The following is an 11840-nucleotide window of genomic DNA, read 5'->3' as shown; positions in this document are numbered from 1 at the left end:
CTTGATCGGCGTCCCTTGCGGACCCCAGTCAAGCATGAGCTATTCTCGTACAACGTACGGAAATTAGGAGGGGAACCATGACTACTCCCACGCGCGGTCCCGTGTCGAGGTCGATCTGGGCACCACCGGCCGGGAAACCGCCGCTGGCCGCACGGATGATGAGGGCGACATGGCGCCGCCTCCCGGCCAAACTGCACGAGGTCGGCTGGGAGCCCGGGCTGGTGGTGCCGGCCGCCGACGGCACTCCGCTGATCACCGACCACTACTTCCCCCGCACCGAGGGCGACTTCCCCACCCTCCTGGTGCGCTCCCCGTACGGCCGGGGCCTGCCGTGGTCCCCCATGTACGGCTTGCTCTTCGCCGAACAGGGCTTTCACGTGGTCCTGCAGAGCTGCCGCGGAACCGGCGGGTCGGGAGGCACGTTCGACCTGTGGCGCAACGAGGCCGACGACGGCCTGGCCACGGTGTCCTGGCTGCGCGAACAGCCCTGGTTCGACGGGACCCTCGGGACCGTCGGCCCCAGCTACCTGGGCTACGTACAGTGGGCGCTCGCCCTGGACCCGCCGCCGGAACTGAAGGCGATGGTGGTGCAGGTGGGCCTGCACGATCCCCACGCACTGTTCCATTCCGGCGGCGCGCTGCACCTGGAGACGGCTCTCGCCGTCGGCTTGGGCATGACCTACCAGCACCGGGGCACGGGTCCGTTCCTGAAGGCGACACTTCGCCTGCAGCGCCGGATGCGCGAGGTCAGCACCGCGGAACCACTGCGCGGGGCGCACACCTCGGCCCTCGGGGTCGAAGTGCCCTGGCTGGACGGGGTGATGGCGCACCCGGACGCCGACGACCCGTACTGGCGGGGTGCGTCCCAGGCGGAGTCCGCGCAGCGGCTCCGCGTGCCCACGAGTCTGATCACCGGATGGCACGACGTGCTGGCCGACCAGACCTTCGAGCAGTACGGGCGGCTGCGCGCGGCCGGCTGCGAGACCTCCCTGCTCGTCGGCCCCTGGACCCACACCTCCGCCCTGCAGCAGGGGTGGCCCGAGGTGTTCGCCGAGAGCCTCGCCTGGCTGCGCGCACACCTGGGCCCCGACGCCTCCGGCCTGCGCCCCACTCGGGTGCGCGTGCACATCGGCGGCGAGAACGCCTGGCGGGACCTCGCCGACTGGCCGCCGGCCGCGCACCCCGTCCCGTGGTTCCCCACCGCGCAGGGGCACCTCACCCGGCAGGCTCCCACGGACCGCGCGCCGCTGACCTCGTTCCGCCACGACCCGGACGACCCGACGCCCTCCGTCGGCGGCCAGCTCCTCTCCCGTACCGCCGGTCCGCGCGACAACAGCGCCCTGGAGGCCCGGGACGACGTGCTGACGTTCACCGGTCCACCGCTGACCGAGGCCGTGGACGTCCTTGGGCCGGTCTCCGCGCGGCTGAGCATCTCCACGGACACCGGGCACACCGATGTCTTCACCCGGCTGTGCGATGTGGACGCACAGGGCCGCTCCGTCAACATCTGTGACGGGCTGGGCAGCGTGCGCACGCACGGGGAGGAGCCCTCGCAGGTCACCGTGGCGATGAGCCACACCGCCCACCGTTTCGCCGTCGGCCACCGCATACGGTGGCAGATCAGCGCGGGCGCCCATCCGCGCTACGCCCGCAATCCCGGCAGCGGGGAGTCGGCAGTGGACGCCACCACGTTCACACCGGTGCGCATCACGGTCCACGCGGACTCCGCCTTGACGCTCGGGGCGGATGCCGGGGGTTGCGAAGGGGGCCCTGCGGGCCAGGTCTGACCGACCCGGGGCTACCGGTGATCGGGGACGTACTTGTAACCGACGCGGCGCACGGTGGAGATGCGGTCCCGGTGGGCGGGTCCGAGCTTGCGGCGCAGCCGGGCCACGTGGACATCGACCGTACGGCCGTCGCCGATGTGCCCGTAGCCCCAGATGCCCGAGATGAGGGAATCACGCGTGTGAACCGTGTACGGGTGGGCCACGAGATGGGCCAGGAGGTCGAACTCCAGGTACGTGAGCTCCAGTTCGTGCCCGTCGACCTCGACCAGCCGGCGCGCCCGGTCGACCCGGATCGCACCGTCGATCCGAGCGGGGTCGGACTGCGGGGCGGCCGGGTCCGGCTGCGACCCGGGAGCCTGGGGCAGTCCGAGACCGAGGGGATGGATCTCCGGTCGGATGCCGTGCGCCTGCATCAGTGCGACCGGGTCGACGTTCGCCGGCAGGAACACGAGGTACCCGACGCGGCCCCCGTCGGTCCCGCCGGCGGGGACGGCCGGGGCGCCGGGCGGACGGTGGCCGACCAGCTGGAGGCGGGGGGTCCGGGAACGGCGGACGGCGGGTGCGGGAATCGCGGTGGTCATGATGAGCCCCTTCGGCTGCGCGGAGTGAAGTACGGATGCCGGGTGTTCGGGCACGACAGGGCAGGGCGTCTCCGTGACGGAACCGACCGGGAAGCCGGCACGGCGCATGCCGGACCGACCCGGACGGCCCAGCGGGCCGGGGTCACGGGAAAGGCGCGACGCACGGGGGGAGCGGCGCCGGAACACCGGCGCGCATCGGGGAAATGCCCTGACGAAAAGGCCTAGACGGGGCGGCAGACGGCGCTGGCGACGCGACGGAGGTCAACGTGCCTGCGGCGTACGAGCAACGGCTGCGACGGGGACATGGGCACATCGTGAGGTGCGCGGCGGATGCTCGTCAATACTTCCCTACTGTTCACATAGGAAATAGCTGGCGGGACCACGCGGCGACTCGTCTCAGCCAGGGATGCCCGCGGCCTCAACTCCCGTACCGCGCACCTTCCTTGCCGGCGGATCCGGTCTCGGCTCCACACGCCGGACGCTGACCTGCGGCGTCTTTCATCCCGAGATGGGACCGTCCATCATCCGGTCATCCCCTTGCCGGGAAGGTCACTTCGGGCGAGTATCCCTATCAATCCGATGGGAAAAGTGGGGATTCACCGCCCTGCCCGGTCGCCCCCAACAACGTTCCGGAGTAGCCGACATGACCACCGCCAGCCCCCATGGCACCGCCGCCCGCCCAGCCCCCGCGCCGCACGGCGGCACCGGGGACTGCCGGTGACACCCGTGCGCACGACACCCAGCCCGGTCGCGGGCCAGTCCACCGACGAACGGCACCGTGCGCTCCTGCGCACCGCCCGCGATGTGGCGGACGACCTCGCCGCGGACGCCATCGCCCGGGACCAGGCCGGCAAGCCGCCGATCGACGAGACGGCCCGGCTGCGCGAGGCCGGCCTGCCCGCGGCCCTCACTCCGCCCGGACCCGACCGGGGGGCGGACTGGCGTACCGGTTGCGCCGTCATACGGGAGATCGCCGCGGCGGACAGCTCCGTCGGCGACCTGCTCGCCCGTCACTACGTACACGCCTGGAGCGGGCGCTTCTACGCGGACCCCGAGCTCGCCACCGCCCTCGAAGAGGAGTCGGTGCGCGAGCGCTGGCTGTGGACCGGGGCGGTCCGCCCCCTCGCGCCCGACGAGGACACCAGGGGACCGGACCTCACGCTGAGGCCCCGCCCGACCGGCCACGTCCTGAACGGACGCCGGTCCGTCGACACGGCGGTGGCCGCCGCCGACCAGATCGTGGTGGACGCCGTCTGCGCCACGACCGGCGACGTCCTGGTCGTACGGATCCCGGCCGGCGCGCGGGGCGTGAGCGTCGAGCCCTCCCGCGATCGCCTCGGACAGCGGGTCGCCGGCGCGGGTCGGGTCGTCCTGGACCGGGTCGCCATCACGCCGGAGCAGGTGCTGGGCCGTCGACCGCACGACGAGGAGTCGACCCCACCCCTCACCGCGCTCGCGGAACCGGCGCTGCGGCTCGCCCTGTGCCACGTCGCCCTCGGCATCGCCGAGGGCGCGCTCACCGAAGCACGCGACCTCAGCAGGGGCGGCCGCGCGCACCGGCTGCCCGGCGAGGACCCGGACCTCTTCCTGACGTACGGGGAACTCGCCTCCGCCGCCCAGACGGCCACCGCCGTGGTCGACCGGGCGACGGAGGTCATGGCGCAGGCACTCGCCTCCGGTGCGCACCTCGACGCCGAGGTACCGGCGGGCGTCGCCGCCCTGGTCGCCACGGCCGAGGCCGTGGTGTCGAAGGCCGCCCTGCACATCACCGCCCGGGTACTGGAACTCGCCGACGCACCCGGTCTGGACCGGTTCTGGCGCAACGCCCGGGTCCTGACGGCCCACCGGCCGGTCGCGCACCGCCTGCGCTCCATCGGCGAGCACTACCTCAACGGCTCCCACCGCGCGGTGGCGGCGGCCTTCCACTGACGCGGGAGCTCCCGCTCGGGTACGGATCCATGAGCCGGTCCCCGCGGCTGCCGGGCGGGCGCACCCGCCCGGCAGCCCCCGGCCACCCGTGGCCGACGCCGGCCGGATCCATGCCGGATAATGGCCCCATGCGGATCTCAGCCAGGGCGGACTACGCGGTACGTGCCGCACTGCAGCTTGCCGCCTCGCAGGGCGACGGGCCAGTGAAGGCCGAGGCCATCGCCGCCGCCCAGGACATCCCGCACAAGTTCCTCGAGGGCATCCTGAACGACATGCGCCGGGGCGGTCTCGTGCTCAGCCAGCGCGGCGGCAACGGCGGCTACCGTCTGGCCAAGCCCGCCGAGTCCATCACCATCGCGGACGTCATCCGCGTCGTGGACGGACCGCTCGTCTCGGTGCGCGGGGTCCGCCCGCCGGACCTGTCGTACACCGGCCCCGCCCAGTCGCTGCTCCCCCTGTGGATCGCGCTGCGTGCCAATGTGCGCGAGATCCTCGACGGTGTGACGCTCGCCGACGTCGCGGCCTCCGATCTGCCCTCCGGCGTGTCGGCACTGGCCGATCCCCCCGGGGCCTGGACCAATCCCTGACCCTCGCCCCACCTGCACTTTCCCATATTGCGAGATGACGGCGTCCACGATGCGGTCAGCCTCTTGGGCCCGCTGCGTGGCTCTGCCAATATGCCTACCAATCAGGTGGGAAAACTAGGAATCAGTGAGGTGGCCGTGCGAGAACTGCGCAACGCAGGCCGGATGCTTCCTCTGACCTCCCGCCGACACATCGACCTCGTACGCACCTCCAGCGCCATCTGTCAGCCCGGCTGAACCCCTTCGCCGGACGGCCCCCGCGCGGTACCTCCGTCGGCCGGGCGGGCCTCTCGGCCGACCTCACCGACCGTGCGCTTTTCGAGCGCGGACGTTCGACGTACGAGCTCGACGCCTGCCCCGGCGCGTCCGTAACCCGCCCACTCCTGTGCCCGCGACCGGGTTCCGGCCCGTCAGCAACGGCCCGAAGCGGGTGCCGTGTGTGCCGATGGTCTCGGCGCGCCCCTCTCCGTACCCCCCGCACTTCCGTACTTCCGTACTTCCGTACTTCCGTGAACACCATCCCGTGAAAGGACACCTCCGTGTCTGCCGCAAGACCGCTCACCATCCTGCGCACCATCGCCGTCACTGCGACGCTCCCCGTGCTGCTCACCGCCTGCGGCTACGGCTCCCAGGCCAAGAAGGAAGACGACAAGGCGAGCGCCGCGGCCACCGGTGAGAAGAAGCTCTCCGCGTCCGAGGTCCGCATCGGGTACTTCCCGAACCTGACGCACGCCACAGCCCTGGTCGGTCTCCAGGAGGGTCTGATCGCCAAGGAGCTCGGCGCCACCGCGATCAAACCGCAATCCTTCAACGCCGGCCCGTCCGAGATCGAAGCCCTCAACGGAGGCTCTCTCGACATCGGGTTCATCGGGCCCTCGCCGTCGATCAACGGCTACGTGAAGTCCAAGAGCAGCAACCTGCGGATCATCTCCGGGTCCGCCTCCGGCGGCGTGAAGCTCGTCGTGAACGCGGGCGCGGGCGCGGGCGCGGGCGGCGGGAGACTCCGCCGGTACGCGGCCCCGCGAACCCGGGCCCGCGTGTTCGGGCCCGCATCCATGATCCAGTACCTCTGCGCGGCGTGCGGAGCGAGGCGGGTGGCCCGATCCGGGCCGCTACAGCCCGGTGCCCCGGACGGGGGCGGCGGCCGGGGCGTGGTGGGTCCCGTACGGGGAGAGGCCCAGCCGGGTGGCCAGGACGGCGAGCTGGGTGCGGTTGGTGGTGCCGGTCTTGCCGCGCAGCCGCCGGATGTAGGTGTCGACGGTGTGCGGGCTCAGCCCCAGCCGGCGGGCGATGGCCTGGTACGTGGCGCCGTCGGGCAGATGGGCGAGGATCTCCCGCTCGCGCGGGGTGAACGACTGCTGAAGGACGGTGTCGTGCGACATGACGGGCTCCTGGGGGTGGACGGTGCTGGCTCCGTCGCCCAGCCTGGCCGGTCCGGTGTACGCCCTCCACCCCTCGCGGGCCTCAGCAAGGTGCCTGGCAGCAAAGCGAGGCGGGGGCGAACCGGAAAAGTCGGTGCATTCGACCCCGGCGGGAGGGGCCGGGCACCGGGATCACGTGACTGTTGCGGAGCGGGCCGGCGCGCGAGCCTGTTCGTGGGCCCGGCATGCGGCGGCCGCGGTACGGCGTGCGTGATCCGGCGTGCGGGCCGGGACGCGGCGCCGGGAGTGCTCGTACGGCAAGGGACGGGGGGAGGGACATGCGGACCAGTGGCAGCGGAGCCCGTCATCTGGGAGAGCTCGCGCTCTTCCTCTCGGTCCACCGGGGCGGGGGCCCGGGGATCCTCTGGCCCGACCACGACCACCCGGGCTGCCGCGCGAACGCGACCGAGGCCGATCTCGCCCTGCTGCGAACCGAGTTGTCCGCCGTTCTCGGCGCCGCGGTGCGGGTCAGCCGCGGCGCGCCGGACGCGCCGCGGCAGGTCCGCGGAGCTCCCGTCCCCGCCCGCACCCTCGTACGGCAGGTCTCGGGCGGCGGCGGCTGGACGCTCGCTCCGGGGACGGAGGGCATCCGGGCGGAGCCGTTCCACTGCCGCCTGCGGGCGGGAGAGCTGCTGTACGTGCCGACCGGGCGCGCGTGGACGGCCGAGCTCTCGGCCTCGGCACGGTATCTGCTGATGCGGATCGAGCCCGCCGCATGAGCCCGGCCGGGCTGCAGGCAGCCGCCTCAGACACCGGCACCGGCGGCACCGGCACCGGCGGCATCAGCGCCGGCCGGATCGGACCCGGCTGCCGCGGGGGCGAGGAGCTCCTCGGCGTCGAGCAGGCCGCGCTGCACGGCGGCCACGCCCGCCTGGAAGCGGCTCTCCGCCCCCAACTGCTCCATGATGTCGGCGATGTGGCGCCGCGCCGTGCGCAGCGACATGCCGAGGCGGCGGGCGATCGCCTCGTCCTTCAGCCCCGCGGCGAGCAGCCGCAGGATGGTGCGGTCGATCTCCTGGGCGACCTCGCCGAGGCCCTGGCTGGCCGCGTCGGCGAACGGAGTGGCGTGCGTCCAGGTCTGCTCGAAGACGTCGGCGAGGTAGGACGCCACCGAGGGTTCGCTGATGGCCACCGCGCCGCGCGAGCCGTCGTTCAGCGGGATGAAGGCCAGCTCCCGGTCGAAGACGATGAGCCGGCCGAAGAGCTCGTGCGCGGTCCGGTACTGGGCGCCGAACTCCGAGGCGGCCGCGACGTACGCCTGGCTCGGGCCGTTGAAGCGCGCGGTGTGGTGGTAGAGGGTGCGCATCCGAACGCCTCGTTCGAGGATCGCCCGGTCGCGCGCCAGGGCCTCGCCCATCGCCTCGACCACCCGGCTGCCGCCGCCGGGCTGGCTGGAGAGCACTTCCTCGGTGCACCGTTCGGAGGCCTGGGTGAGGGCGACCCTGACCTCCAGCATGTTGGCGATCAGCCGGAACTGGCCGTTGCCCCGCTTGGCGTGCCGGAGGTACTCGACGGAGAAGCGGTCCAACTCCCGCTGGGCCCGGTCGAGCTCCTCCTCGACCTGGCGGATCCGGGACCGTACGGGGGCGGCCAGCTCCGCGCGGGCGACATCGGGCGAGACGGCGAAGCCCTGCACCGGGTCCTGGGGGTCGCGCCGGACCAGCCGGGAGGCGATGAGCCGGGCGAGGGCTTCCCGCACTTCCTCTTCCGGCAGGCCGAGGGCGGCCGCGACCGCCGGTTCGTCCAGCCGCCCCTGCTCCAGGACCCACCCGTAGACGGCCGTGTCGGTCGTCCGCCAGCCGTCCGGAACCTCTGACAGACCGCAATCACGGCTAATGTCCATTGATGTCCCCTCCTCGCCTTGCTGCCACGCACCTTGATGAAGGGGGTGACCAATTGCGGCCAGGATAGGCGCCGGGAAAGACTTCTCTCGAAAGCGGGAACACGGCGAGCCCTCGGAGTTACCTCGCACGGCGTTCTCTCAATACATCCCCTTGGAGAAGTCCATGAAGCGCATTGCCCGCATAGTGACGATCGCGGCCTCCGTCGCCGCCCTGCTGTCGCCGGTAGCGGTCGAGGCGTACCGGGCGGCCGCCCACGACGCGGCGCATGCGGTCGTGGCCGACGGGCAGAGCGAGCCGACCGACACCTCCTGGGGCTGGGGCGGCGTCCCGCCGAAGCTCCAGTAGAGACCGACCCCGCGGTCCCCCATACCCCATCTGAACAGCCATGACCGGGTGCCCGAGAGGGCACCCGCTCCGGTCGGCGGCCCCTCGCAAGAGGTGAGGCCCCGCGCCGGCCGGACCGCCGCGGGCGGCGGCTGCCGCACCCCCTGGTGCCGCAGCCGCCGCCCTGAGGGCGTGGAGGGTGCCCGCGCCACCCACGGTTCATTGTCATCCGGCAATGAACCGGTAAAATTTCGCGCGAGAATTCCCCGGGCAGTCCTGTATCGAATAGCCGTGGCCGGACACCGAGATGGCGCAAAACGTCGCTGTATTCGCGCATGTGCGTCGCCGTGTCCGGTTGCCGGGATTGCGGCCAAGGACACGGAACCGGCCACGAAGTCGGGCCCACGACAACCCCGTATCGGCGGCGTTTTCGGCCACGTCCCGGCCCGCTGCCGGGACGCTGCCGCCGTCGAGCACGCGGCCGACGGCCGCCGCGCCCCTTCCGATGGACTGGCCGATCGCGGAGGTGGCCCGGATGTCGGGCGTTACCGCCCGGACACTGCGCCACGACGACGAGACCGGCCTGCTGCCACCAGCGCCTCCTCGCGGAACGGGACCGGCTCGACGCCCTGGCCGGCACCGTCTCCCGCACGATCGCCGAACTGGAGCAGTCCAGGAAGACGGCAACCCCATGCCATCAACCGACCGGAGAACCTCTTCGAGGGCGTGACGCCCTCCCCGTACGAGGAGAACATGCGCGACTTCCCCGAACTCGCCGAAGAGGTCGGACGCCGCGCCGTCGCGATGAGCCAGGCCGACGCCGACGCCGCGCACCGTGAGCGCACCGCGCAGATGGTCCGGCTGGCCGAGCTCATGGCTACGGGCCACCCCGCCGACGCCGACCCGGTCCAGACCGAAATCGACGCCCCGTACCGGGCACTGACCGAACTGCGCGCCGTCCGCGCCGAGGACTACCGGGCCGCGATGGCGGTCGCGCCACCGCATACGCGGATGACGACCTGGCCGTGCCGACCGCCTTCTCATGCACCGGGCACCTCGCCGGCATCCGAGTCACCCCGGCTCGCCCGGACCCGTCCGACCCAGGACACGGGCCGGCGCTCCGCGGGGTCTTGGGACGGGGCTGGGGCGGTCAGACCTGTGTCCAGGCGGGATGGCCCAGTACCAGGCGGCTGGTGGCGGCGAGGCGCTGGATCCGGTCGACCAGTCGGTGGGTGAACAGGCGGCGGGCGGAGGGCTCTCCGTGCGCTTCGATGTGCTCCGCGACGACCCGGTGGTCGTACTCGGCGCGAGCGCGCCAGGTGATGACCTCGTCGCGGGTCAGCTCCTCCAGTACGAGGGGTGGCCGGGTGCCGGCCTCGGGGCGGGCTGCCGCCACCGTACGCCGGGCGGCGGGCACGACCGGCGCGGGCGACGGCCGTGGCAGCCGTGGCGCCGGTACGACGGCGGTGGCCGCGGCGCGGCGCTCGGCCCGCGCGGCCTCGACCCGCTCCCGGTACAGCACCTTGGCCCAGCCCTCGGCGGTGACGGCCACGTGCATGTGACGGTTCACCTCCGTGCGGCGGTCGTCCGGGGAAGCCCCGGGCATCCGCGCATCGACCTCGGCCGCGATGGCACGGCGCATGGCGCGGCGGTCGTCGAGCACGTACTCACAGGTGGCGCACGTGCCACCGTCCAGCCGGAGCCCCTCGTCACAGCGCACGTCGCCGCAGCCAGGCCGCTGCGGCAGGCCCCGGCCGATCAGCCAGCCCACCGGGTCCGCCACGGCGGTGGGACCCCCCTGCGCCGCCAGGCGCCGCGTCAGCCGGTCGGCCAGTACCGCGGGCGCGTCCGCCGGGCCCGCGAAGCCGGCCACCGCCGAGAGTTCCCCGCGCACCGCGGCCTGCAGCAGGCGGCGAGCGTACGGGCGGCCCAGGCGTTGCCACAGCGCCCGGACCGGAGCGAGCACGGCCACCAGGTCCGTCGGCGGCAGCGGGACCGGTGCCCTCTTGTGCTGCTGCGGCTCCTCCCCGCGCAGCGGGCCACCGTGCCCCGCGCCGACCGGCGGCGTCGGCCGCACCGCGGCGGCCCCACCGGCCGGGGCCTGATCCTCGCGGCCGCCCGCGCGCTCCGGAAGACCTCCTGACCCCGGACGGCCTTCGCCGGACAAGCCCGGATCACGGACGGGATGGTCGACGGGAGCGACACGAGAAGCGTGGAGAGCGTGGTGGTGTGCAGTTGCGGGGCGGCCTGCCGAACCGGCGGGGCGCGCCCGGTACGTGTCCGAGGGCCCTGGCCCCGCAAGGGCCGCGGTGACGCCGCTCGTCACGTGATCACCGGATGCAGGAGGGGCGAGGTCGGGGAAGGCGCGGACGCGGAAGGCGGGGACGTCGTCCGGCGCGATCCGGCCGGCCCGCTTCCCGCCGTCCTCACGGTTCTCGCCGGGGGCCTCGCCGGTGACGGCGGGCCGGCGGTGCGCCTCGCCGACCGGTACCAGCCGCACCCGGCTGCGGGCATGCAACCCCGAAGCGGTCGGGCGTCGTTCGACCTGGACCGGGCCGTGTTCCGCGAGCCGCTTGAGCACCTTCGCTCCCGCCGCCGGCGAGCAGCCCAGCAGCCGGGCGACCGTTGCCGCCGGCCGGCCGCGGGCCGGGTCCACCGTCCCCGGGCACAGTCGCAGCCAGCCCTCCGCGTTCGAGGACAGCACCATGAGCAGCAGCGCGAGCCGGTCCGTCGCGGCCCCGCGACCCGTACGGCCCGCGAGCAGCCCGGCAGGGGTGACCGACCCGTCCCGGTGGGTCCAGCCCGGCCCGAAGAGCGCCTCGATCAGGCGCAGCAGTACGGCGAGTTCCACCCGCGACAGGGCGAGGGCGTGGCGCCGGTCTCCGGCCGTCCGGGCCCGGTAGAAGGGGATGATCCAGCACTCCAGCCCGGTCGTGTGCCCGGTGGCGTTCCTCATGGGCCGCGTGGCGAGGGCGCCGGCCCGCCGCAGTTGGGGGAGCACCGTGTGCGCGGTCTGGGACTGGGACACACCCAGCCATCTGCCCAGCTCTGCCGCCCATGTGACGGTCCGGCACCCATGGGCGACGTTGGCCTTCGCGGTCAGCACGACACAGGCCAGCCGGGCGCCGTCGGACAGGGGCGCCAGCGCGGGATCCGTCACCAGGGCCCGCACCGCGGCCAGAAGGCGCGCCCGCATCGGCTCTGTGAGCCGGAAGGGGTTGTTCGACCCGGACCGATGTCCGCTGACAGGAGGAGGGAGGGGCATGATGCGGCCTTACGGGTACGGTCCGGCGCGGGTCTGGTCCGGCGCGGTGCGGTGCGGTGCGGTGCGTGAGTCGTGTCGCGCGGCGGGACCTCGTGGGGTACCGCC

11 protein-coding genes and 2 pseudogenes are annotated in these 11840 nt (G+C 73.4%); 8 read left to right on the top strand and 5 right to left on the bottom strand.

Features of this window, described 5'->3' with window-relative positions:
- The first annotated feature begins 77 nt into the window (after positions 1-77).
- Positions 78-1787, top strand: a complete 1710-nt coding sequence (locus tag K7B10_RS36805) for a CocE/NonD family hydrolase (protein WP_372481512.1) — start codon at positions 78-80, stop codon at positions 1785-1787.
- Positions 1788-1798: 11 nt separating this feature from the next.
- On the opposite strand, the gene K7B10_RS36800 is transcribed toward K7B10_RS36805, so the two are convergent.
- Both K7B10_RS36800 and K7B10_RS41715 read right to left on the bottom strand, forming a co-directional pair.
- Positions 1799-2368 (bottom strand): winged helix-turn-helix domain-containing protein, encoded by a 570-nt coding sequence (locus tag K7B10_RS36800; RefSeq protein WP_229343492.1) that lies wholly within the window; start codon positions 2366-2368, stop codon positions 1799-1801.
- Positions 2369-2589: 221 nt separating this feature from the next.
- Positions 2590-2673 carry a putative leader peptide gene (locus K7B10_RS41715; RefSeq protein WP_324617234.1) on the bottom strand — a complete coding sequence of 28 codons (84 nt, stop codon included), beginning with the start codon at positions 2671-2673 and terminating at the stop codon, positions 2590-2592.
- Between the two features lie 421 nt (positions 2674-3094).
- Here K7B10_RS41715 and K7B10_RS36795 point away from each other — a divergent pair, with 421 nt between their 5' ends.
- The 4 genes and pseudogenes from K7B10_RS36795 to K7B10_RS36785 all read left to right on the top strand — a co-directional run.
- The gene (locus tag K7B10_RS36795; RefSeq protein ID WP_229343490.1) at positions 3095-4297 is read left to right on the top strand and encodes an acyl-CoA dehydrogenase family protein; all 1203 of its coding nucleotides are present in this window, start codon (positions 3095-3097) and stop codon (positions 4295-4297) included.
- Between the two features lie 128 nt (positions 4298-4425).
- Positions 4426-4884 carry an RrF2 family transcriptional regulator gene (locus K7B10_RS36790; protein ID WP_229343488.1) on the top strand — a complete coding sequence of 153 codons (459 nt, stop codon included), beginning with the start codon at positions 4426-4428 and terminating at the stop codon, positions 4882-4884.
- A 90-nt stretch (positions 4885-4974) separates the two neighbouring features.
- Positions 4975-5118, top strand: a complete 144-nt coding sequence (locus K7B10_RS41710; protein ID WP_372481511.1) for a putative leader peptide — start codon at positions 4975-4977, stop codon at positions 5116-5118.
- Positions 5119-5420: 302 nt separating this feature from the next.
- A pseudogene (locus K7B10_RS36785) lies at positions 5421-5849 on the top strand (ABC transporter substrate-binding protein); the annotation flags it as partial.
- A gap of 144 nt (positions 5850-5993) precedes the next feature.
- On the opposite strand, the gene K7B10_RS36780 reads toward K7B10_RS36785, so the two are convergent.
- Complete coding sequence (locus K7B10_RS36780; protein WP_229343486.1) at positions 5994-6263, bottom strand: response regulator transcription factor; 270 nt, start codon at positions 6261-6263, stop codon at positions 5994-5996.
- Between the two features lie 317 nt (positions 6264-6580).
- On the opposite strand from K7B10_RS36780, the gene K7B10_RS36775 reads away from it, so the two are divergent.
- Positions 6581-7021: a hypothetical protein gene (locus K7B10_RS36775; RefSeq protein ID WP_229343484.1), complete on the top strand. Its 441-nt coding sequence runs from the start codon at positions 6581-6583 to the stop codon at positions 7019-7021.
- A gap of 26 nt (positions 7022-7047) precedes the next feature.
- Here K7B10_RS36775 and K7B10_RS36770 read toward each other — a convergent pair whose 3' ends face one another.
- Positions 7048-8145, bottom strand: coding sequence for a helix-turn-helix transcriptional regulator (locus tag K7B10_RS36770; RefSeq protein WP_229343482.1), 1098 nt, complete (start codon positions 8143-8145; stop codon positions 7048-7050).
- 163 nt (positions 8146-8308) lie between these two features.
- Here K7B10_RS36770 and K7B10_RS36765 point away from each other — a divergent pair, with 163 nt between their 5' ends.
- Positions 8309-8491: a hypothetical protein gene (locus K7B10_RS36765; RefSeq protein WP_229343480.1), complete on the top strand. Its 183-nt coding sequence runs from the start codon at positions 8309-8311 to the stop codon at positions 8489-8491.
- Between the two features lie 484 nt (positions 8492-8975).
- Positions 8976-9451, top strand: a pseudogene (locus K7B10_RS36760) (MerR family DNA-binding transcriptional regulator); the annotation flags it as partial.
- A 169-nt stretch (positions 9452-9620) separates the two neighbouring features.
- Here the strand turns inward: K7B10_RS36760 and K7B10_RS36755 are convergent.
- Positions 9621-11666 (bottom strand): chromosomal replication initiator protein DnaA, encoded by a 2046-nt coding sequence (locus tag K7B10_RS36755; RefSeq protein ID WP_229343478.1) that lies wholly within the window; start codon positions 11664-11666, stop codon positions 9621-9623.
- Positions 11667-11840: the final 174 nt, after the last annotated feature.

It is taken from the genome of Streptomyces flavotricini (assembly GCF_020639365.1).
Classification (GTDB): Bacteria; Actinomycetota; Actinomycetes; order Streptomycetales; family Streptomycetaceae; genus Streptomyces; species Streptomyces flavotricini.
The sequence above is the reverse complement of the archived record's forward strand: the minus strand, read 5'-3'. Positions and strand labels throughout refer to the sequence as shown.